Genomic DNA, 23324 nt, shown 5'->3' with positions numbered 1-23324 from the left:
ACGACTGCAAAGACATAGGCAGGTGCGGGCAACAAGGAAATCCGCGCCTACCCACGGAGAGAGACATGGCAGAACGCCTAAATAATGACTTTCAATTTCTGGATGTACCACGCCAAGATCCAGAGAAAAAAGATATTACTGTCCGCAAAGCAGAATTTGTGGAAATTTATAAACCTTTTACATCGGAAACTGTCACTAATCAGACTCACCGTTGTTTAGGCTGTGGTAACCCGTATTGTGAGTGGAAATGTCCTGTACATAACTACATTCCAAACTGGTTAAAACTGATCGCTGAAGGCCAAATTTTCCAAGCTGCTGAGCTTTGTCATCAAACCAACACATTACCTGAGGTATGTGGTCGCGTATGCCCACAAGACCGTTTGTGTGAAGGTGCTTGTACCTTAAATGATGGTTTTGGTGCAGTAACCATTGGTAATGCTGAAAAATATATCAATGACACAGCCTTTGCGTTAGGCTGGCGTCCAGATATGTCAGGTGTAAAATGGACTGACAAAAAAGTTGCAATTATTGGTGCCGGTCCAGCAGGTTTAGGCTGTGCGGATATTCTAGCTCGCGGTGGTGTTAAACCAGTTGTATTTGATAAGCGTCCTGAAATTGGTGGCTTACTTACATTCGGTATTCCAGAATTTAAAATGGAAAAGGATGTAATGAAACGCCGCCGTGAAATCTTCACAGGTATGGGCATCGAATTCCGTTTAAATACTGAAATTGGTAAAGACATCACGATTGATGAATTACTTGCAGAATATGATGCGGTATTCATGGGTATGGGTACTTATACCTACATGAAAGGTGGTTTCCCAGGTGAAGATCTTGATGGTGTTTATGATGCACTTGATTTCTTAATCTCTAACGTGAACCGTTGCCAAGGTTGGGAGAAAGATCCAAGTGAATACATCAGCTTAGATGGTAAAAAGGTGATTGTTCTAGGTGGTGGTGATACCGCTATGGACTGTAACCGTACTTCTTTACGCCAAGGTGCTCACGATGTAACTTGTGCATACCGCCGTGATGAAAGCAACATGCCAGGCTCTGCACGAGAAGTAAAAAATGCCTACGAAGAGGGTGTTAAATTCCTATTCAATCGTCAACCAGTCGAAATTGTTGGTGAAAATGGCAAAGTGACAGGCGTAAAAGTGGTAACGACACAAATGGGTGAACCAGATAGTCGTGGCCGTCGTAGCCCTGAGCCAATTCCGGGTTCTGAAGAAGTATTACCAGCTGATGCAGTTTTACTTGCTTTCGGTTTTCGCCCAAGCCCAGCAGACTGGTTTGGTAATGTGAATATCAATCTTGATGGTTCAGGCCGTGTTGTCGCAGCTGAAAAGCAAGAATTCAAATTCCAAACATCAAACCCGAAAATCTTTGCTGGTGGTGATATGGTGCGTGGCTCAGATCTTGTCGTTACTGCGATCTGGGAAGGCCGTCAAGCTGCTGAAGGCATTTTGGATTATCTTGGTGTTTAATAAAGACATTTGTTAAAACACTCAAAAAAGCCTACTTCAAGTGGGCTTTTTATTGTCTACCATTAGTCACTTTGATGTTTTTGGCAAATATAATAAGCTTTTTTGCCCTTTTTAGCGTTTAAAGCTCGCGACATACTCGAAACTTCCTTCTTCAATACAGTAGGTGTTGAATATGAACATCGCAGGTATGACGGCAGAAAAATCATATTTAAATCGTCGAAAAGCGTTGGGTATTACAGTGCGTCGTCTTGAATTTAATCCAAAGGCGATCAAGCGGCACTATTTTGCAAATTCACCCCTCATGTCGCATTTTTTAACTGCACTCTCATCAACGTTTCCGGTGGGTGAGCAATTTTTTGTAAATAGTGTACGTAATGTGCGTGATAAAGTCTCAGATCCTCAGCTACAAGCACAAATTGCGGCGTTTATTGGACAAGAGGCCATGCATTCCAAAGCACATGGCGAGTTTAATGAAGCTTGGCGACGTGATGATTATAATCTGGACAGTTTTCAAAATTGGCTAAATGAGCGCGATAAATATTTAAGAACAATTCCACCTAAGCTGCAATTGGCGTTGACCTGTGCATTTGAACATTTCACTGCTTTACTTGGGGGATATATCTTACAACATCCAGAGTTATTAAAAACCCTAGATGAAGATGCGCTAAAACTTTGGGTATGGCATGCGATTGAAGAAATTGAACACCGTTCGGTTGCATTTGATGTTTATCAACATGTATATGGTGATGATCGTATCCGTCGTTTACTCATGCGCAGCGTCACTACAGGATTTGCGAGTCTCGCTTTTTATGGGACAACTCGTTTATTTTGGCAAGATAAATGGAATAGCTTACCTAAAATCGGGGGTAATTTATTTGGATTATATTTGCTGATGAAGATGCTGATTCAGTTAATGCCTGAATACTTCGCATATTACAAAAAAGACTTTCATCCGAGTCAAAAAGATTATGGCAGGATGGTTAATTATTGGAAAAGCTCTTTAGCAGAAGAATATCAAATGGCAAGTTTTGAACAAGAAAAAGATCAGCGATTGAGCTAATAGATAACCGGATTTAAAAATCCGGTTTTTTTTAAATCAATAAAATAAAAGCAACACAATAATGCCTAATTCATCATACAATCAGGTAAAGAGGTTAAAAATATAAAGAAAAACTTGAGGATAATGTGACGATGAAAACGTTGAAACAATTTGCAATCGCAACAACACTTGCCAGTACCTTACTGTTTTCGGGATGTGGCTATAACACTCTACAAGTAAAAGATGAGGCTGTAACAGCAGCGTGGTCTGAAGTACAGAACCAATATCAACGTCGATCAGATTTGGTACCAAACCTTGTAAACGTTGTTAAAGGCTATGCTAAGCACGAAGAGCAAGTATTAACCGAAGTAACTCAGGCACGTTCTAATGTTGCAGGTTTAAAAGTTGATAAGGAAGTTTTAGAAGATCCGGCTTTACTTGAAAAATATCAACAGGCTCAAAGTCAATTAACAGGGGCGTTATCTCGACTCATTGCTGTTTCGGAAAATTACCCAGATTTGAAAGCCAATACTCAATTCCAAGAATTACAAGTTCAGCTTGAAGGTACGGAAAACCGTATTGCTGTTGCACGTAATCGTTACATTACAACAGTACAAGACTATAACTCATATGTGCGTCAGTTCCCACAGGCAGTAACAGCAAAAGTAATTGGTATGCATCCAAAAGCCAATTTCTCTGCAGAAGCATCCGCACAACAGGCTCCAAAAGTTTCTTTTGATTAATTTTATAAATCAAAGGAGTGCCGTATGAGAAATACTCTATTGCTGCAATCAAAGCAAATTAAGGTCTTTATTTCGACCTTAATTTTGCTCTGTTGTGGTGTTCTTTTTCAGAATACGGCATGGAGTGAAAGTAATATTGCAACTGCTACCGATGAGGCAGACGCAATAGTTGCTGGCAAAATTATTCAAAAGCAACAAACTCAAGCTACTGCAACTAAACTAGAAGGGCAAGCTGCTTCAAGCCCTGCTCCTCAAGTCCAAGTTGCGAATGATATGGCTGATGGCGAATCAATTCGTGGTTTGCCAACTTTAAACCAGCCTGTTATTGATCAAGCCAATATCTTAAGCGAGGCTGAGAAGCAACAACTTGATCAAAAAATTCTAAGTTTGTACCAACAAGGCAAAGCGCAGATTGGTGTCGTTATTGTTCCTACCACTGGCCAAGAAGATATCTTTGATTATGCATTACGTGTTGGTGAAAAGTGGCAATTAGGATCATCTAAACGTGACAATGGATTACTCATTGCAGTCGCTGTAAATGACCGCCGTATACAAATACTAACTGGCTATGGTTTAGAAGGTGTGTTGCCGGATATTGTGGCAAGTCGGATTATTCGAAACCAAATTACGCCTTATTTTAAACAAGCCCAATATGCGCAAGGTTTAAATGCAGGTCTGGATGAAATTGGAAGAATTTTAAATCTTGACCCAGAAGTAGCTCAGCAAGCTGCCCAAGATTTAAAAGAACGCCAACATCAAGCTGCCGAAGAACAACAAGCCAAACAAAAAACGCTTACAATGGCTTTATTTATTCTTGTTGCTGGGGTTGTGGGATCATTTATTGTTGGTCGTCCGCTTAGTGCATCTACAGCAGGTGTGGCTGCTGCGGTAGCAGGATTCGTAAATGGGGCAGGGTTGGTCACTAGCTTACTACTTGGTTTTGGTATTTTCTTTTTACTCATTACATCAATTGCCCAACTTATTTTACAGGCTATTTTAAGTGGTTCTGGCGGTGGCGGACGCGGAGGAGGCTTCGGCGGAGGTGGCGGAGGCTATGGTGGCGGCGGAGGCCGTTTTGGCGGTGGAGGTGCTTCAGGCTCATGGTAACAACATCAGAAACAACACAAATTATTACTCAACCAAAAATTGAGGAATCTGTAGAGCCAAGCATAAAACGTTGGTTTAAACATCTATGCTATTTACCTGCTAGTAGTCGTTATTTTTCAAAACAAGATAAGCAAGCTATTGCAGATGCTGTACAGCAAGCAGAACATGGGCATGTTGGAGAAATACAGGTTGTAATTGAAGGCCATATTCCAGTGTCACAAGCTTATAGACAGAATACTCGTTTAAGAGCACAGCAGTTATTTGCAGAACTAGGCGTTTGGGATACTGCATTAAATAGTGGCGTATTGTTATACCTAAATTTATGTGAACGAACAGTAGAAATCATATTTGATCGTGGCATTCGAAATGCGACTAACGAGCAAGTCTGGCAACAGATTTGTGAAGCAATGGTACAGAAGCTTAAACAAAAAGAATATCAACAAGCTGTAGTGATTGGCGTACAACAAATTGGAGAGGTACTGTCAAAGTTTTATGACGAAAACACGCCTCATCAATCCAATGAATTGGGGAATGCTCCGATTATTCTTAATTAACTCGCTTTTTAACATTCCTATATTAGCTAATTCTTATAATTTTGTTTTCAAAGGTGACTGACAAAAAATGTCACCTACTTGTTTATTTTTTAAAGAGATTTTGTTCACATAAATAAATATAAACTTTGAATTGTGTAATTTATTTTTTTTAATGTGTGAGGTGTTTTTATAAAAAGTTATATGACATTTTTTGTCAATTACTTACGCTCATTTGATATTTAAGAATAGTTGAATTTAATTTAAGTATTTGTTTTTTAAATAAAATAAGAGTTGGCATGGATGCTGCAATATAGTTGATAGCTGAAAAAGCTTATATAAAAACATACATACAATCTTTGGGGAAAAGGCTATGAATGCACAAAAAGGTTTTACATTAATTGAACTCATGATCGTAGTTGCCATTATTGGTATTTTAGCTGCAATTGCGATTCCGCAATATCAAAAATATACTGCTCGTTCTCAAATTACAGCAGCATTAGCGGAAATCAGCCCAGGAAAAACTCAATTTGAACTAGCTTTATCTGAAGGTACGGCTAGCAGTGTGAATAATAGTCCAGCAGCAATTGGTTTAAAAAGTACCACTAATAATTGTTCAGCTGTTAATGTAACTGCAAATGGAACTACTGGTACAATTACATGTACTTTACAAGGTTCCGCTACAATTACAGGTGGTGTTTTAACTTTAACACGTAGTGCAGATGTAGCTGCAGCTTCTGGAGTAAATGCAAATGTGGGTGGCTGGGCGTGTTCTATTACTAAAGGAACAACAGATATTTCTTCAGCAATCGCACCAAAGGGTTGTACTATAATTTAATATTAAAAATTTACATAAAAAAGCACCTCTTAAGAGGTGCTTTTTTATGTAAATTGGAAATCTGTTAACTTAATTTTACCTAAAAATATAACTCTAAGAATATTTTATTATAGGTATAATTCTTTTAAGTTTTATCTCTTAACCTCTGTCACTATGCAAGTATTCCTCCTATTCCTCGCTGCAATTCTGTTGGGTTTTGCATGGTTATCCCCATTTCATTATAGTCCTTGGGTGATGTTCTCAAGTGAAGTGAGTACTTTTGGGGCTGGGTTGTGTGTATTGGCTACTCTAGTTCAGCAAGATATTAAAATTCCTAGAGCACAGCTCTTATTGTTGCCATTTGCTTTAATACCAATGATACAATGGGGCTTTGGTTTAGTTTTTGATTTAAGTACAGCTTTACTGAGCGCATTTTATTTACTAGGCTTTTGGTTTATGGTCGTGGCTGGTTACAACCTATCTTTAGATCAACAAAAGCGCGACCAAATTTTTTCTGGTTTTAGTATTTTAGTATTAGCAGTCTCTGTCGGCACAAGCTTTATTGCGATTTGCCAATGGTTAAATTTAGAGACCGATTTTATTTATATGCTCAATCTGATTGGTAATCGCCCTTACGGTAATTTCGGTCAGCCAAATAATATGGCAACATTCCTAATTGTTGGATTGTTAGGGTGTTTATATCTCTATGAAAAAAATAAGGCAACAGTCTGGCTACTCCTACCTCTAGCACTAATTATTTTGTTTACGATTGCATTGAGTCAGTCGCGAACATCATGGATCGTTTTTCCATTCTTATTCATCTACTGGATAGTTAAACAATTTGGAAAACAAAAAAGATTTGGATTTATTCAAGGTTTTTTGTGGTGTGTTGGTTTTTTTGTAATGGCAGGCATAGTATTGCCGTTTGCTACTAGTTTAATTGAAGCATGGGCAAGTACTGATGTAACCCAGGCAAGTAGTTTGGTTGAAAGAGCAAGCTCTGGGTATTTGCGCTTTAATATCTGGTCACAAATGTTGCTTGCCGTACAGCAGCACCCTTGGTTGGGTTATGGTTGGAATCAAACCAGTGTGGCACAAATGACGGTTTATCATGCTTTCCCAACAGGAGAGTGGACTACCAGTGCTCATAATGTACTGCTTGATCTAATTATCTGGAATGGTATTCCACTGGGTGCTGTAATCATTACCTACTTTGCTTGCTGGTTTATTTGGTTAAATCAACAAGCTAAAAATGCCATCTCGATCATAGCGATTATGATGGTATGTACAGTACTTATTCATGCCATGTTAGAGTTTCCACAACGTTATGCTTATTTCTTGCTTACTTGCGGGTTCCTGCTTGGTATTGTGCAAGCTCAGACTCCTGTTCTGAAAGGAATTATCCTCAACAAACATATTCTTCGCTTATCATGGGGTGTAAGTTTACTGCTTATTATTGCGATTTTACGTGATTATAATGTCTATGTTTTAAATAGTAATTTGCTTTTTAATAATAAGCGTCCAAATGCCGAATTTATGGGAAGCGGTAAAATTTTTGTTTTAACGCAGTTTGAGCAGCGTTTACGTTGGATTGAACTTAATCCCCACACACTATTATCTGAAGCTAATTTGGATCAATGGGAAAATTTTGTGAAGAATAAACCTACTCCATATAACTTGCGTAAATACGCAAAATTACTGGCTTATAATGGAAAAGTGGAGCAGGCACAGCAGCAAATATTTATTTTACAGCGACTCTATAAGCAAAAAATAACGCTATCAGGGTTATTAAAAGAAAAGTAATAAAAAAATCCCCTTGTACTCAAGGGGATTTTTTATGAGAAATTACATTTGGCTCTGGATATAGTTTTCAATACCTACGCTGCCAATAAGATCAATTTGAGTATCTAACCAATCCCAATATTCTTCTTCTTTTTCTAAAATTTCTTGAACAAGGTCGCGGGTGACATAGTCTTGCTCTGTTTCAGCTAAAGCAACCGCTTTTTGAATTGCTTCTATATTTTCTTTTACTTTACGAATGTCACAGTGCAGAACTTCTTCTGTGTGTTGACCAATATAAAGCTTACCTAAATGTTGGAGGTTAGGTAGTCCTTCTAAAAATAAAATACGTTCAATGATTTTATCGGCATGTTTCATTTGACGAATTGATTCTTTATATTCAGCAGAACCAAGCTGCTCAATTCCCCAGTCATTAAACATGCGCGAATGTAAAAAGTATTGATTAATTGCAGTTAAATGATGATACAGCACTTGATTGAGCTGATTAATGACATCACGATTGCCTTTCATTGTGGCTACTCCAAAACAATTTCTGCCTCAAACTTAATTAAGGCAATCTATAAATTCATTTTAGTGAACAATCATAGCGATGGCGAGTAATTTATGGAACAGCAAATGAAAATCGCAATCAAAAACAACACAATATTAGAAAGGGTGTTTTTATGCCAAAAAAAACCGCTTGAATGAGGAACTGTGAATGTTCCGCAAAAAGCGGTGGAGGAGTCAATAAATTTAGTTAAATATTAATTTTTATTATGCAGCTACAGAAATGCGAGCAGCGATTTCTGCTAATTCTTCGCTAATGATAGCGCGAGCTTCTGGTGCACAGCGTCCACAGCATGTACCAAGATCAAGCAAATCGCGAATTTCACGATAGCTTTCAGCGCCATTTTCAATAGCGTCTTTAATATCCTGATCGGTAATGCCACGACACAAGCAAACGTACATGGGAGTGATCCCCAAATATAAATGCGATAATTGATATTATTGATAATTATTATCGTTTGTCAATGAAATTCATTTAAAATCTCATTTATCATTATTGGGATTTTGAATAAAAAAAGACCACCTAAGCGGAAATCCAAGAAGAATTTAGATTTTTATGCAAAGGTGGTTCGTGTTTTAAAAACTAAATATTGAAATTTAGATATTTTAATTTTTTATATCTTATTGATTAATAATTACAATTCCATCCATTTCCACTAATGCACCTTTTGGCAAGCTTGCTACACCAAGAGCTGCACGTGCAGGGTAGGGTTGAGCAAAATATTCACCCATAATTTGGTTCACGAGTTGGAAATTTGATAGGTCAGTTAAAAAAATATTGAGCTTAGCAATATCTGCAAGTGAACCACCAGCAGCTTCACAAACTGCTTTTAAATTATCAAATACACGGCGAATTTGAGATTCGATACCTTCTACAAGTTCCATACTGTATGGGTCTAAACCAATTTGCCCTGAAAGATATAGCGTATTGTCTACTAAAATAGCTTGAGAGTATGTGCCGATAGCAGCAGGGGCATTTTCAGTATGAATGACTTGGCGGGACATTTGGTTCTCCTTGATTAAATCTATTTCCATCATAATCGATGATAGCTTTGGACAAAAGTATCATCGATTTAATTGATTAAGTGAATTTGGAAAGTTTGATTTTGTTAAGGAAACATAAATCTAGTCAGTCGTCTCTATAGAAATTTAGCTTACTTTTGAAATTTCCATTTGCGGAGCAGGAGCATCTAAACGTTCAATGCGCGGGAAACCATAGTGCATGCGTAAATCACGAATGACTTTTGCAATATGCTTACGGTTATTCACTACAATATTCACAAAAGTTCTTTGCTCATTTGAGTGAACCATCTCTACCCCAGCGTTATTTTTACGACATTGATAGATTAGGTCTGATACTTGTTCATCATTCATTGCCATATAAATAGCAAGGTAGGCTGTAAAACGGACATCATCTACATCATCTGCTTTCCATTGAAGCGGCATGATATTTTCAGGATGTAGATGCTGTTCATGTAGCAAGTTATGACAGCGAATACGATGCACAATTAATCCGCGACGCGTTAAATGTCCTTGAATTGGATCGCCTAGAATAGGATTACAGCAGTGCGCATATTTAACGTCGACTCCTTCCGTACTTTGAATAAGTCGATCTGAGTTTTCTACTTGCGGATGTTTATCATGAGCAAACAGGTGATTTGCTACAAGCTGAGGTAGTAAATCACCAACCGCAATTTGTTCAAACAATGTATTTTTATTATCGATATGGCGCCATTGTAATAGATCTAGCCAATCAGCTTCGGAAAGATCATTGATTGAACGATTAAAGAGTTTTAGTGCTCGAGAAAGCGCTTGTGCACCAACAAGACGTTGTTCTTCGATATCTTGATCTTTTAGTACATGCTGTAATGCACGACGTGCTTTTTGCGTATTAATAAAGCTTAGCCAGTCTGGGTTTGGTGTCGCTAAAACATCCGTAATAATTTCGATAACCTGACCGCTAACTAATGGGGTAGAAAGTGGTTTAATCTCACCATCGACTTTTGCGCCAACTGCGTGGTTACCTAAAAATAAACTTGCTGAATAAGCAAAATCAACTACGGTAGCGCCTTGCGGTAGCTCATGCAATTGGCCATGGGGCGTATATACCCAGATTTTTTCTTGATGCAGATAATCAAGCAAATCATTAAAAGTTGTTTTAGCACATTCACCGTCAATCAATGTATTTAAGTTCTGCATTGAAGCCTGAATGGCAGAGCGGCAAGTTTGCGGCGCATTTTCACCTAACACTACCCCAAAACGGGCAGCTTTACGCATGAGCTCAGTTTGAATAGTAAGAGATAGTGTGGTTTTTTCGCCTTTAAGTTTAATCAATAAAGACTGATTACCGCCGGGTAATGGTCGACGAATATGGTCTTGGTACTGGATAACCTGAAAGTTTTCTCTTAATGCTTCTTCTAAGCGGTCACAGTCGGCAATGCTTTGTAGAACAATTTCAAAAGCATGACTATGGGTAAGCTCTTGGAGGTCCATCTCGTTTTTAACGAAATGGCGTAATAATTCGATATTGTTATTTTTCTTTTTAATACGGCCTTGAATATGATAATTATGAAGGAGTTCAGCGAGGTTTTGTTCCCAGATACTTTGATATTTACAACGTTCGGGTTTTGTTTGAAGCAGAGCATTTTGAACGTTATCAAACATATCAAGGTCAAGGTTTTGATAACAAAGATTCTCTAGATTATCGCCCATTTCATTCATGCCGACTAATCTTGCCATCGGTACAAATATATCAAAAGTCTCTTGAGCAATGCGGGCACGTTTGTCTGGACGTAAAGCACCTAGAGTTGTCATATTGTGATAGCGATCTGCTAATTTAATAATGATGACACGTGGATCTTGTAAGGTTGCTTGCAGAATTTTTCGGAATGAAGCTGCCTTGTTATATTCTTTATCGCTTGATTGGCTAAGTTTGGTTACACCATCGACTAGCTCTGCAACTGTTAGGCCAAACTTTTCAATAATATCTTCTTTTGTATATTGAGTATCTTCAATAACATCATGCAAAAGTGCTGCCATTAAAGTTTCAGCATCTAAACGCATGTTTGCAAGAATGCAACTTACAGCGATAGGGTGCAGAATATAGGGCTCACCACTTTTACGTGTAATGCCAGTATGCGCTAGATCGGCAAAATCGCAGGCAGCAAGCACTTTTTCGACTTCGCTTACCGATAAGTAAGGGTCGATAATTAATTTGAGCTGTTGCTTGGCTTGGCTGACCTCTTCGCCTGGCATAAATCACCCTTTTTCCTATTACTGAAAAACTAAATCTATCTGCTTCTTAATGAAAAGCATATTGCGGAACTTGTCAATTTTTTCATTTGAAAAAGTGTATTTTTTTTTCAATGAAAATAATTGCTTTTCTCAATATCTTTAAATATGGCGCAAAGCCAAATAAAAAACCATCGCAGGAAAACGATGGTTTTTTTATGAAACAGAGTAAATTAGAAAGAAAAACCTTCTAAATTCAAGCTGTTTGTAGAAAGGGCAAGATCAAGACTAGAAGTTTGGTAATCTTGCTCACGTTGTTTAAGAATTTCTTTCGTAACGTGCCCTGCCGCGATTTCGCGCAAAGAAACTACAGTCGGTTTGTCGTTATCCCATTCTACAGTTGGCTCCATGCCTTGACGTGCCAATTGACGAGCACGTTTACTTGCAACGAGCACAAGCTCAAAACGGTTGTCTACATGATCTAAACAATCTTCAACGGTGACGCGTGCCATAAAAGTTCTCGTTCTGGAATGGTAAATTTGAACAGACTAAATAGTATAAAAGGCTTTCGATCTAGACTCAAGTTATTCCTGTTTTGGTTGAGGAGTAATCAAGTCCTGAATTAAAGCTTGATGACGTTTTGCTTGCTGAGATAGCACCAAACGGTTCGCTGTAATTACAGCTTCAAGCTCATGTAAGGCTTTATTAAAATCATCATTGATAATGATGTAATCAAAGTTCGTGTAGTGCTGCATATCTTCTACTGCACAGCTTAAACGATGCTCAATGACTTCAACTGAGTCAGTGCCGCGATTAGATAAACGCTGACGTAGATCAAATTGAGTTGGGGGTAAAATGAATATTTGTTTGGATTCAGGGAAAAGTTTGCGTACTTGTTCTGCACCTTGCCAATCAATTTCAAGTAAGACATCGTGTCCTTGAGCTAGCTGTTGTTTTACAGTAGCTTGAGAAGTGCCATAGTAGTTACCAAATACCTCAGCGTATTCGATAAATCCATCATGGTTGACTTGGTCTAGAAATTCATCTTTTGTAGTGAAGTGATAGTGAACACCATCTAACTCACCGGGACGTTGACCTCGGGTTGTATGCGAGACTGAAACATGTAAATTGCTCACACGGTCAAGCAGGGCTTTTACCAAAGATGTTTTGCCCGTTCCTGATGCAGCAGAAACGACAAACAATAGACCCGACATGATATTTTTCCTGATATGATAAAATATCTTCGCTATTGTAGTGTACCGTGCGTTTAAACTGAATAGTTTTAATTGCAAATATTCAAGAGAAATTCCCCTGTTTTATTAATTTTGAGGCTGTTATGGAAATTGTGTTAGCTAATCCGCGTGGTTTTTGTGCCGGTGTTGATCGAGCCATAGCAATCGTCAATCGGGCTTTAGAATGTTTCAATCCTCCTATTTATGTACGTCATGAAGTTGTACACAATAAATTTGTGGTAGATGACTTACGCCAAAGAGGGGCTGTTTTCGTTGATGAGCTGGACCAAGTGCCAGATGATTCAATTGTAATTTTTAGTGCGCACGGTGTTTCAAAAGCAGTTCAACAAGAAGCTGAACGCCGAGGTTTAAAAGTTTTCGATGCGACTTGTCCTTTAGTGACCAAAGTTCATATTGAAGTTACTAAATATGCGCGTGAAGGTACTGAAGCGATTTTAATTGGTCATGAAGGGCACCCGGAAGTCGAAGGTACAATGGGGCAATATGACAAATTAAAAGGCGGTGATATTTATCTGGTTGAAGATGAAGAAGATGTTGCTGCACTTACCGTACGACATCCTGAGAAACTTGCATTTGTAACTCAAACAACACTTTCTATTGATGATACAGCTAAGGTTATTGATGCTTTGCGTGCAAAATTTCCGCATATTCAAGGTCCGCGTAAAGATGACATTTGCTATGCAACTCAAAACAGACAAGATGCTGTGCGTGATTTAGCTGAGAAGTGTGATGTCGTATTGGTTGTAGGTTCACCTAACTCATCAAATTCAAATCGATTGCGTGAGCTTGCAGAGCGTATGGGTAAAGCCGCTTACCTTGTAGATAACGCTGATCAATTAGAGCAGTCATGGTTCAATGAGACTTGTAAAATTGGTGTTACTGCTGGTGCCTCTGCGCCAGAAATCTTGATTAAACAAGTAATTCAACGTTTACAAGATTGGGGTGCTCAAGCACCGAAAGAATTAGATGGGCGTGAAGAGAACATAACCTTTAGTCTTCCTAAAGAATTACGCATTCATGTGACTCAAGCGTAAAGTGTGATGTATTTAACATACTGATTTTAAAAAATTAAACAGATAAGTGTTGATATGACAGTTATCTGTTTTTTTATACCCTTTATCTGTTTTGTATTTGTTTTGTAAACATAAGAAGTAAAATTTAATTAATAAATAAAAAATTTTAAAGTTTATTTGGGGTATGGGGATGAGGGTAATTATTCCGCAAGATGGGTTCACCTTGGTTGAGCTTATGGTGACGATTGCGGTCATGGCTATTATTGCGATGATGGCTGCACCATCTATGTCGAATTTATTAGAAAGCAGACGACTAGATGGAAACCAACGAGATCTAATCAATACTTTATCGGAAGCAAAGAACCAAGCCATACTTGGTCGACAGGATGTTTCTATTAATCTGAATTCAACGGCTTTAAATACTCCCACTTCCTTGAATTGGAAAGCTGATTCCAATAACAGTCTTGAGCTTAAAAATATCGCTGCTGATGGTGCGCAGAGTTCATTAACAGCGACCACTTTAACTTTTAATGCGAATGGAGTGATAACCAATATCACCCAAGACACACTTTTATCTATTTGTAATTCAAAAATAAATAAAAAGAAAATTCTTATTCTAACAAAGCTTGGCACATTAATTTTTAAAGCTGAGGAGACATGTTAATGCAGGGCTCTAAACAAAAGGCTCAAGTTGGGGTGGGTTTATTAGAAGTGTTGGTTGCCTTAATTTTAATTGCGATAGGGGTTTTAGGATATGTTGCCTTGCAAGTCCGTGCTATGGATGCTTCTTCAGAGGCATTAAGCAAATCTCAAGCGATTATGATCATGAGAGGATTAGCAGAAAACATTCGCGTAAATAGTTCTCAAGCTAGTCAGTATCCCGCATTTGTCCGTAGTTATAGCAACTATTCATCTGCCACCACTGCTCCTACTTTGTGTTTCAATGCAGCTTGTACACCTTCTCAGCTTGCCCAATTTGATGCATATCAAGCAGCAAGAAATGCTGATCAACTTGGCATGAAAATCACAATGACGAATTGCCCAGGGGTTACAAGCACAATGGCCCAGCAGAGGCAATGTTTGTTTGTTTTTTGGGGGAAAACCGCTCCAGTAATTACAACAAATGAGGGAGTCACTAGCGCGGATGTGTCGAGTTGTATGAGTACAAATGGCGTTTATGTCAATAATTCGAACTGTTTAATGATGGAGGCATATTAATGGCTCACTCATTTATATCGTGGAAACAACGAGGCTTTACATTAATTGAGCTGATGGTGGCATTGGCTTTAGGTCTAATTTTGGTGGCCGCGGCGACTCAATTATTTATTGGTGGACTTCTATCAAGTCGTCTACAAAAAGCAAATGCTGAAATACAAGATAGCGGTATTTTTGGATTGGAATATATTGCCCGAGATATACGCCTTCTAAATTATGGGAATGTAACCAATCCAATATTAACCGATACAACCCCTTGGGGTGGTGTTGTATTAACTGGCTCAACTGCAACCAATAATAACAATGTTAATTTTGTCCCTAACGTTGGAACAAATACCTATATTGCTGACACATTACTCAGTCGTGGTGCCGGCGATACGGTGAGTACCGTGAGTAATCATTGGAAAGGTCTTTCAAATATACAGAATAGTTCAAATGCAGTTGTGCAAAGTGATCAATTGACTATCCAATTTATTGCGCCTACGAATATGACCAATTGTGAAGGTGTAAATGTACTTGCAGGAGATTTAATTGTAGAGCGTTATTTTTTACGTCTGGATAGTAATGGTAGTTCCCAGCAAGATTATGCTCTTGCATGTGATGCAAATACTCCCTCAGCTGTAGCCACAGCTCAACCGACCACTATTGCTGGGTTGGGCGACGCTGGTCAAATTGTATTGCCGCGTATTGATCATTTCCATGTGCTGTTTGGTGCAAAAAATGCGGCTGGCAATTTTGCTTATTATACCATTCCCCAATATCGCGCTGCTGCACAGGCTGCACGAGATGCCACACCATCTGTAATGCCGCCACGAATTCTTTCAATACAAATATCTGTATTAGCGCGCTCTACTAATAATGCTCAAAGCAAAGCAATAGATCCTGAGCAATCTTTTTTTATGTTAGATCAAACCGTGCATGCTTCTGATAATACAACTCGATTCTTACGCCGCACTTATAACTTAACAATTGCTCTACGCAACGCGATGGGGGAAAGTCTATGACCCATTTAATTCATAAAAGTAGGTCTAAAGAAAAAGGGGCAACCCTTATTGTTGTACTTATTATTTTATTGATTGTTATTTCTGTAGGTGTTTTAGCAATAAGAGTGGCTATTGTTTCTTTAAAAGTTGCTACGAATAGCCAAGTTAGCCAATTAAATTTTCAGTCATCTGACACACCTTTAGAACTCATTGTGCAGATGAATCCTACCACCCTAACTAATATTACCAATGTGATTGGCGCCGCGCTTAAAGAGCATGAAAGTAACCCAGGCGCAGAATACAACTTTTGTTATAAGCCTGTTTCTACAGCAACAAATTTTGCTCAAACCAGAGGTGCAAGTTTACTTCGAGCAGGAAGTGCTAATAATGCGGTTGTCGAAGATGGCGGAGTGGCGGGTTTCTGCAATTTAACAACTGACTATGGAAGTAATCGTCAAGCAGTGGTTACCCAAGTTGCTGTAAGTGTTCCAACAGATGCTGCTAGCGATATCCCAGGTTCAAATTTACCACGAGGAACAAACACCTCGGAAGGCACGCAACTTCCTAAAAGCATGTTGTCTACGCAACGTATTCGAGTGATCACAACTGCGTTTTTACCAGCCTATGCTTCTACCTCTATTGAAACTTTACAAAGAGATTGCTTAAGCACGAGTTCGGCAAAAATTAGTGATAATTTTGATACCGCATTAACGGCTAAACAAACATTGGCGGAGTGTTTGGCAAATCATAACGTGCCTTTTAGTACTCAAGTTCAAGAATTTAACTATACCAATAAACTCACTCAAATTACGGCACCAGGTTCATAACGGGGAATATCGTGAAAATAAAATTGAAGAATTTTAAGCCAAATAATTTATGGTATGCCATCTGTTCGAGTTCGGTTGCTTTTACATGGCTAATGACAAGCTCCGTTGTGCAGGCGAGTGATTTACAAATTTATGCTTCACCTACAGCTGGAAAAAAAACCATTGTGATGATGTTGGATACATCAGGAAGTATGACCAACAATAGTTATGGTGAAAACCGTCTGGCCATGCTTAAAAATGGTATGAATGCTTTTTTAGCAAGTAATAATCCTGTTTTAAATGATACTCGTGTGGGGTTGGGAAATTTCTCTGCAAATGGTGATAGCCGAAGTGGACAAATTTTGGTGGCCGCTGCTCCATTAGGGGATGCGAGTACTTTAAATACAGTGGGTTCTCAGCGTTATAAATTAAAACAGGCTGTTGCAAATTTAACTGCTGGCGGGTCAACGCCTTCGGCTCATGCTTATGCGGAAGCCGCTGCTTATTTGATGGGTACAACGACTTATTCAGAGGTGAATTATGCTATCCGAAAAGATAGCTATATAAAGCGTGTGCGAAAATCTGATAATAGAACGGAATACTCATATTGTACGAATTATCGTGATTCACAAATCGATACCACAAATCTATGGCAACCTTGTCGCTCTGATAACTATTGGAGTAACTGGTCAGCTTCTAATCCGGGTGTGGATGCGGCAACTGCTTATGATACTTCGTCGGATTGGACCTATTCTTATACTTATTACTACACCACCTTTAATTATGCTGTAGCAAATGCAGATAGTGGTATCCCAAAATCAAAATCAAACGATACAGCTAGCAATCCGAATATTGTTGTAGATAGAAATGCCTCTAATTTAAATGCTATTTACCAATCTCCTTTGCCAGCGGTGGCCAATCGCCAAAGCTGTGATGGGCAGGGTATTTATTTCTTGTCAGATGGGGAACCGAATCGAACAACAAATACACGTTCGGCAAGTGTCATGTCGACTGCCCTAGGCAGTACTTTGGGAGCTGATTTTACTTGTTCTGGAGGTTTATCTAACACGACAGCAGACTCTGGTTGGGCCTGTATGGGTGAGTTTGCAAAAAGATTATTTGATAAAACAAAAAACCCAGCTGGAGTTTCTATTCAAACAGCATTTGTCGGTTTTGGTAGTGACTTTTCTAGTTTAAGTTCTTCTGATGTAAAAAATGCCTGTCGTTTAAGTTCGAGAACCCAATCTGATCGTAAAAGTGATGATAATTGTTCGCCGAATCAGACCACAAATGCGGTCACTGCACCTGGTTATGGAAATGGAGGATTTTTCCCTACCCAAAGTGCGCAAGGTGTAACAGACAGCGTTATTGCATTTATTAATAACTTAGATAAAGTTCCTTTAGAACCTTTAACCACAGGTGCTATCTCAGTTCCTTATGATGCATTAAATCCTAAAAATTTACAGGAATATGGTTACTTACGTGCTTTTGAGCCAAACCCAGCTAACACTTACTTAACATGGCGAGGAAATTTAAAGAAATATCATGTTGTTTTATCGGGAACAAATGCTGGTGCTTTTGAAGCTAATACTGGTGGGTTGGTTTACAACGCAACTGGGGCATTTAGAACGGCTACAAAAGATTATTGGAATAGCTCTACTTATAATGATGGAGGTAAAGTCTTTTTGGGTGGTTCATATGCAAAAGTTCCTTTACCAATTGCGGGACAAAATGAAACGCGTGATGAAGAAGGAAATATCACAAAATATTATTACGCAGTACAAACTAAAATCCGCAACTTATTTACTGATGTTTCTGCCGTCGCATCAGATGGTAGCTTAACGAAAATATCGACTTCTGGAACTAATTTGCTAAAAATTCCAGCTACTCCACCAGAAGGAACTGATCCTTTTGATAGTGTGGCTAATACAGCAAGTTATGTTTTAGGAAAATTTAATCCATCAACTGGACAAGATATTTTAAAAGCTTTCCCAATTAGCTTGAAATTAAAAATATTAAATTATCTAGGTTACTCAACTGATATTAGCGCTACGACTTTACCTTCGTCATTAGTTACATCGAATGAACCCTATTTATCGATGGGCGGTAGTATTCACTCTTTACCGGTACAGCTTACCTATAATGGAACATTAGATGAAAATGGGAATTTAACATCTGCGCGTGAACAATCCATTCTCTATGGAACGATGGAAGGTGGTCTGCATATTGTGGATGCCTCAACAGGGGTAGAACAAATGGCTTTCGTTCCTGCAGATATATTAAATGATCCCGTTGCATCAAAAGCTTTAGTGGTTGGCCAAAGTGATGCCTCAGCTCCTGCTCACGGTATGGATGGGGCTTGGGTATCTGACCCTGCATATAGTATTACTACAACGGGAAGCGGTAGCTCAGCAGTATCAAAAGTAACTGCAAAGCAAATGAATATTTATGGTGGTATGCGAATGGGGGGCAGCAGCTATTATGGCTTAAATGTCTTAAATCCTGCTTCACCTAAGCTCCTGTTTAGAGTAGGAGCAGATCAAACTGATTATAGTCGTATGGGGCAGAGTTGGTCTAAACCTGTACTTGCAAATATACGTTATAACGGGGTTATTAAACGGGTTATGATTGTTGGTGGTGGCTACGACCAATGTTATGAAAACCCGAATATTACTTTGAGTAACTCTTGCTTTACGAATGGAAAAGCAAAAGGAAACGCTGTTTATATTATTGATGCTAAAACTGGGCAGCGCTTATGGTGGACTAGTGATACAGGCTCTAATATAGATAACTCTAATATGAAGCACAGTATTGTTAGTCGCATTAGTACCTTAGATCGAGATGCTGATGGTTTGGTAGATCATTTATATTTTGGCGATTTAGGCGGGCAAATTTTCCGTATCGATCTTAATAATAACCAGACAAAAACAAATTCAACTTATAGCAGTTTCGGTATTCGAGTTGTTCGATTAGCTAATTTGGCAACGAATGATTCAACTTACGATGCCTCGAACGACTATACCGCTGGGCATGCGCCGCGTTTTTATGAACCGCCAACAGTGACAATTCACGATTATGGAATCCGCACTTTTATTACTGTAGGTATTGCTTCAGGTGACCGTAGTACACCTTTAGATGTTTATCCGCTTACAGGTCGTGAGGGGATGTCACCGAGCACGGCATTAAGCGGAAGACCTGTAAACAACGTTTATGGAATTATCGATAAAGACTTTATTAAAAAGAATTTAATGTCTTTGACTGATAGCCAACTTGAAACAAAAGATATTACTCGATCAACGCTTCGAAAAAATCCACAAATTTTACGATCTGGAGAAACTCGAGTAGCACAGATTTTCTTTCCCAACACTGGGGCGGGACAAAATGGTTGGTATCGCTCGCTTTCTAGTATGAGCGATGGTACCGAGAAAGCTAATAATAGTTTCCGTATTAAAGGTGGGCTAAAAGCTTTTGAAGAGCCTATGGCAATTACAGGGACTTTAATTGTGCCTGTTTATGACCCGCAGGGAACAGGTATTGTAGCGGCAGACCCATGTTTACCCCGTGTAGTAGGTGAAACGGATCAACAGACTTACTGTTTACCATTTGGTGCCTGTCTTAATTCTGATGGAACGATTAATCGTGATAAAGAAGAGGATAGCGGGTTTCAAACACAAACGGGTAGTAACTGCCCAGCAGGAGTTTCTGAATGTAATAAAAACGTTATTGGCTCAGGTATCCGTGGCGTAGCATTTGTGCCAAAAAGAGATGAACCTCCAGTGACTAATAGTTGTGGAAAATTACAACTGGCTGGAAACGAGAGTGGAACAGGCGAGTGGCAGTGTACAAGTCATTTAGTTCCTACGCGTTGGTATGAGCGTTATCGCTAAGGGATTATTTATGAATAAATACTATATCCAGCGGTTCAATCAGGGTGTTACCTTGATTGAACTCATGGTTGTCATCATGATTGTCGCTATTTTTGCTTCGATTGCTATCCCTTCATATCAAAGTTATAGCCGTAGAGCGACTGCCTCTGCTGCTAAAGGTGAAATTCTAAAATTGGCAGAACAATTGGAACGGCATAAATCCAAGAACTTTACTTATAGAGGATTTACGACCACATCTGTAACTTTGCCACGGGGTGGTTATACGATTGAAATTAGTGATGATACGAGGACAGGAAATTTATTGACGAATGCTGCTGCAAATGGGCAAACATGGGTCATTAAAGCGACAACTACAGATTCAAGAAACTTTAATTTTATTGCTAAGAATTCAGGTTTGCGTTGCCAAAGTTTAACAGCTACGGCTGTTGATAATGACTGTGGTGGAACAGTCACTTGCAATGTATGTGAAACAAATAGTGAGAATTGGCAATGAAGAATGGTTTTACCTTAATAGAACTCATGATTGTAGTAGCAATAATTGCAATTTTAGCAGCTATAGCGACACCTTCGTATTTGCAGTATTTACGTAAAGGACATCGTACAGCTGTTCAATCTGAAATGATGAATATTGCCCAAACATTAGAATCAGAAAAAGTAGTTCACAATCGTTATCCGTCGAATGCGACGATTACTTCGATTTATGGGTCTAGTGTCAGCCCTCAACAAGGCCAAGCCTTATATAACTTAGCTTTTGCTAGCATAACTGATTCAAGCTGGGTGTTAACTGCTACACCTATTGCTACTAGTTCTCAAGCTGGTGATGGGATCATTTGTCTTAATGATCAAGGTCAAAAATTTTGGGCAAAAGGTGCAACTGATTGTGCGTTATCTGCCGCATCAAATTGGCTACAGTAATTTTAAATTCAAAACTGCGGATAACTCAAAAAATAATCTTTCTTTCAGGGCGAAAATCACGTAGAATGTCGCCCTCTATGAAAGGGGTTTGAAGTGTTGCCGATGGTCGGCGCAGGGAAAATCCGTAAGAATTATAAGGCTTTTATCATGGTTGTTATTCGTTTAGCACGTGGCGGCGCAAAAAAACGTCCATTCTATCAAATCGTTGTGACTGACAGCCGCAATGCACGTGATGGTCGTTTCATCGAGCGTATCGGTTTCTTTAACCCGACTGCACAAGGTCAAGCAGAAAAACTTCGTTTAGATGCAGACCGTTTTGCTCACTGGGTTTCTCAAGGTGCTCAACCTTCTGAACGTGTTGCTTCTTTAGCTGCTCAAGCTAAAAAAGCTACTGCATAATTTTTGTAGTAGGTAGCCCATGACATCAACACAGAATGTTCCCGAAGATCGTATTCAGATTGGACAGTTACGTTCAGCTTATGGATTGAATGGGTGGCTCTGGGTGTATTCAAATACAGAACCTATGAGCAACATGTTTGACTACCTGCCTTGGTACATTGAGACCAAGGCCGGTTGGCAAACAATAGATGTAAAACGTTGGAAACCACATGGCAAAGGCCTGGTTGTTGCGTTGAAAGGTGTGAGTGATCGCACTGGAGCGGAAAGCTTGGTTGGAGCTAATATCTGGATTGCTAAGTCTCAACTGCCAAAAGCAGATGTAGATGAGTACTACTGGTCAGATTTAAAAGGCTTAACTGTGTTAGGTCTTGATGAAGAAGAACAGGAAGTAAACTTAGGGAAAATTCATGAGTTGTTTGAAACTGGAGCTAATGATGTGATGGTGGTACATGCTACCCCAGACAGCATTGATTCAGAAGAGCGCATGATTCCTTGGCATAAAGATGTAGTACAACGTGTTGATCTTGAAGCTGGTCGTATTTACGTCAATTGGGGCGTAGATTATTAATCCTTTTAGGATTAATACAGCAGGAAAATAGAGGAGTCTGTGATGTTTTTTGCAGTCATTACGCTTTTTCCTGAAATGTTTGAAGCGATTACAGCCTACGGCATCAGCGGACGTGCGGCAAAACGAGATATTGTACAAGTCACTTGTATTAATCCTCGTGATTTTGCTGAGGGAAACTACAGAAGAGTGGATGAACGTCCATTTGGTGGTGGCCCCGGTATGGTGATGATGGCTGAGCCTTTGGCGAAAGCAATTTCATATGCCAAACAGCTTGCCTCACAAGCAGGACATGTTAATGTCCCTGTGGTGTATATGTCCCCACAAGGCAAAACCTTAAATGAACAGGCAGTACAGCAGTTTGTCGATTATGACGGCTTAATCGTACTGTGTGGACGTTATGAGGGAGTAGATGAACGTTTGATCCAGCATTATGTTGACCAAGAATGGTCAATTGGTGATTATGTTTTATCTGGTGGTGAACTGCCCGCTATGGTGTTACTTGACAGTATTATTCGCCGTTTGCCGAATGTAATGTCAGATGAACAATCAGCAGTACAAGATTCTTTTGTTGACGGTCTTTTAGATTGTCCGCAATATACAAAGCCTGACCATTTTGAAGGGCTGGATGTGCCAGAGGTATTAAAATCTGGACATCATGGCAATATTGAAAAATGGCGTTTTTTGCAGCGATATCAAAGAACTCTAGAGCGCCGACCAGAATTGGTTGAAAACGTAGAGTTGACTAAGCAGCAAAAAAAATGGCTAAAAGATACGCAAGTGAATAACGGTAACTCTTAATCGTTATTCTCAAGAACGAAAGTTCTGCAACAAGACGAGAAGCAATGCTTCGAGTTAAAACATAATTCTATTTAAACAATAGTTTTATGTAAATTTAAAGGCTCTTTATAGACATATTGTCGTAAAGGGAAAGATAAACGGGTTGATATGCGATTTAGCCTCTATCCCCAGCGGAAATTCAGACCTC

Annotated in this window: 24 protein-coding genes and 1 pseudogene; 18 read left to right on the top strand and 7 right to left on the bottom strand. The window is 39.1% G+C overall.

Annotated features, from left to right (window positions below; translation table 11 throughout):
* Positions 1-65: 65 nt before the first annotated feature.
* The 7 genes from HJG58_RS12980 to HJG58_RS12950 all read left to right on the top strand — a co-directional run bounded on the left by HJG58_RS12980 (position 66) and on the right by HJG58_RS12950 (position 7526).
* A complete protein-coding gene (locus HJG58_RS12980) occupies positions 66-1487 on the top strand; it encodes a glutamate synthase subunit beta (protein WP_002117101.1) in 1422 nt (473 codons plus the stop codon).
* Between the two features lie 172 nt (positions 1488-1659).
* Complete coding sequence (locus tag HJG58_RS12975; protein ID WP_170249188.1) at positions 1660-2547, top strand: metal-dependent hydrolase; 888 nt, start codon at positions 1660-1662, stop codon at positions 2545-2547.
* Positions 2548-2678: 131 nt separating this feature from the next.
* Positions 2679-3269, top strand: a complete 591-nt coding sequence (locus tag HJG58_RS12970) for a LemA family protein (RefSeq protein WP_002117090.1) — start codon at positions 2679-2681, stop codon at positions 3267-3269.
* A 24-nt stretch (positions 3270-3293) separates the two neighbouring features.
* A complete protein-coding gene (locus tag HJG58_RS12965) occupies positions 3294-4376 on the top strand; it encodes a TPM domain-containing protein (protein WP_170249186.1) in 1083 nt (360 codons plus the stop codon).
* Positions 4370-4930 (top strand): TPM domain-containing protein, encoded by a 561-nt coding sequence (locus HJG58_RS12960; RefSeq protein ID WP_170249184.1) that lies wholly within the window; start codon positions 4370-4372, stop codon positions 4928-4930. The genes HJG58_RS12965 and HJG58_RS12960 overlap by 7 nt, the downstream gene beginning before the upstream one ends.
* Before the next feature lie 349 nt (positions 4931-5279).
* The gene (locus HJG58_RS12955; RefSeq protein WP_032036626.1) at positions 5280-5744 is read left to right on the top strand and encodes a pilin; all 465 of its coding nucleotides are present in this window, start codon (positions 5280-5282) and stop codon (positions 5742-5744) included.
* 153 nt (positions 5745-5897) lie between these two features.
* Positions 5898-7526: a PglL family O-oligosaccharyltransferase gene (locus HJG58_RS12950; protein WP_170249182.1), complete on the top strand. Its 1629-nt coding sequence runs from the start codon at positions 5898-5900 to the stop codon at positions 7524-7526.
* 42 nt (positions 7527-7568) lie between these two features.
* Here the strand turns inward: HJG58_RS12950 and bfr are convergent, their stop codons facing one another.
* The 7 genes and pseudogenes from bfr to gmk all read right to left on the bottom strand — a co-directional run bounded on the left by bfr (position 7569) and on the right by gmk (position 12514).
* Positions 7569-8033, bottom strand: coding sequence for a heteropolymeric bacterioferritin subunit Bfr (bfr, locus tag HJG58_RS12945; RefSeq protein WP_016143648.1), 465 nt, complete (start codon positions 8031-8033; stop codon positions 7569-7571).
* Between the two features lie 243 nt (positions 8034-8276).
* Positions 8277-8471, bottom strand: coding sequence for a bacterioferritin-associated ferredoxin (locus tag HJG58_RS12940; RefSeq protein ID WP_000289091.1), 195 nt, complete (start codon positions 8469-8471; stop codon positions 8277-8279).
* A gap of 219 nt (positions 8472-8690) precedes the next feature.
* Positions 8691-9074 carry a RidA family protein gene (locus HJG58_RS12935; protein WP_170249180.1) on the bottom strand — a complete coding sequence of 128 codons (384 nt, stop codon included), beginning with the start codon at positions 9072-9074 and terminating at the stop codon, positions 8691-8693.
* A gap of 144 nt (positions 9075-9218) precedes the next feature.
* Entirely contained in the window at positions 9219-11324 is a 2106-nt protein-coding gene (locus HJG58_RS12930; RefSeq protein WP_002116807.1) for a RelA/SpoT family protein, read from the bottom strand.
* 18 nt (positions 11325-11342) lie between these two features.
* Positions 11343-11495: pseudogene (locus HJG58_RS12925) on the bottom strand (hypothetical protein).
* Between the two features lie 38 nt (positions 11496-11533).
* Positions 11534-11812 (bottom strand): DNA-directed RNA polymerase subunit omega, encoded by a 279-nt coding sequence (rpoZ, locus tag HJG58_RS12920; protein ID WP_002116990.1) that lies wholly within the window; start codon positions 11810-11812, stop codon positions 11534-11536.
* A 72-nt stretch (positions 11813-11884) separates the two neighbouring features.
* Positions 11885-12514, bottom strand: coding sequence for a guanylate kinase (gmk, locus tag HJG58_RS12915; RefSeq protein WP_005804544.1), 630 nt, complete (start codon positions 12512-12514; stop codon positions 11885-11887).
* A 122-nt stretch (positions 12515-12636) separates the two neighbouring features.
* Between gmk and ispH the strand changes: the two genes are divergently transcribed.
* From ispH to trmD, 11 genes are all read left to right on the top strand, one after another.
* On the top strand, positions 12637-13587 hold the full coding sequence (gene ispH / locus HJG58_RS12910; RefSeq protein WP_002116992.1) for a 4-hydroxy-3-methylbut-2-enyl diphosphate reductase: 951 nt from the start codon (positions 12637-12639) through the stop codon (positions 13585-13587).
* A 169-nt stretch (positions 13588-13756) separates the two neighbouring features.
* Positions 13757-14230: a pilus assembly FimT family protein gene (locus HJG58_RS12905; RefSeq protein WP_170249178.1), complete on the top strand. Its 474-nt coding sequence runs from the start codon at positions 13757-13759 to the stop codon at positions 14228-14230.
* Positions 14224-14784, top strand: coding sequence for a type IV pilus modification protein PilV (pilV, locus tag HJG58_RS12900; protein WP_170249176.1), 561 nt, complete (start codon positions 14224-14226; stop codon positions 14782-14784). The genes HJG58_RS12905 and pilV overlap by 7 nt, the downstream gene beginning before the upstream one ends.
* Positions 14784-15785 carry a PilW family protein gene (locus HJG58_RS12895; RefSeq protein WP_170249174.1) on the top strand — a complete coding sequence of 334 codons (1002 nt, stop codon included), beginning with the start codon at positions 14784-14786 and terminating at the stop codon, positions 15783-15785. Before pilV ends, HJG58_RS12895 begins: the two co-directional genes overlap by 1 nt.
* Positions 15782-16591: a PilX N-terminal domain-containing pilus assembly protein gene (locus HJG58_RS12890; protein ID WP_005067126.1), complete on the top strand. Its 810-nt coding sequence runs from the start codon at positions 15782-15784 to the stop codon at positions 16589-16591. The genes HJG58_RS12895 and HJG58_RS12890 overlap by 4 nt, the downstream gene beginning before the upstream one ends.
* A gap of 11 nt (positions 16592-16602) precedes the next feature.
* Positions 16603-20457 (top strand): PilC/PilY family type IV pilus protein, encoded by a 3855-nt coding sequence (locus HJG58_RS12885; RefSeq protein ID WP_328704630.1) that lies wholly within the window; start codon positions 16603-16605, stop codon positions 20455-20457.
* A 10-nt stretch (positions 20458-20467) separates the two neighbouring features.
* Positions 20468-20950 (top strand): type IV pilin protein, encoded by a 483-nt coding sequence (locus HJG58_RS12880; protein ID WP_170249172.1) that lies wholly within the window; start codon positions 20468-20470, stop codon positions 20948-20950.
* Entirely contained in the window at positions 20947-21372 is a 426-nt protein-coding gene (locus HJG58_RS12875) for a type IV pilin protein (RefSeq protein ID WP_170249170.1), read from the top strand. Before HJG58_RS12880 ends, HJG58_RS12875 begins: the two co-directional genes overlap by 4 nt.
* Before the next feature lie 147 nt (positions 21373-21519).
* Positions 21520-21771, top strand: coding sequence for a 30S ribosomal protein S16 (gene rpsP, locus HJG58_RS12870; protein ID WP_000260334.1), 252 nt, complete (start codon positions 21520-21522; stop codon positions 21769-21771).
* Positions 21772-21790: 19 nt separating this feature from the next.
* Complete coding sequence (gene rimM / locus HJG58_RS12865) at positions 21791-22339, top strand: ribosome maturation factor RimM (RefSeq protein ID WP_002116736.1); 549 nt, start codon at positions 21791-21793, stop codon at positions 22337-22339.
* 42 nt (positions 22340-22381) lie between these two features.
* Complete coding sequence (trmD, locus tag HJG58_RS12860) at positions 22382-23137, top strand: tRNA (guanosine(37)-N1)-methyltransferase TrmD (RefSeq protein WP_170249168.1); 756 nt, start codon at positions 22382-22384, stop codon at positions 23135-23137.
* The last annotated feature ends 187 nt before the right edge of the window (positions 23138-23324 follow it).

This window comes from Acinetobacter geminorum (assembly GCF_013009345.1).
Lineage (GTDB): Bacteria > Pseudomonadota > Gammaproteobacteria > Pseudomonadales > Moraxellaceae > Acinetobacter > Acinetobacter geminorum.
The sequence above is the reverse complement of the archived record's forward strand: the minus strand, read 5'-3'. Positions and strand labels throughout refer to the sequence as shown.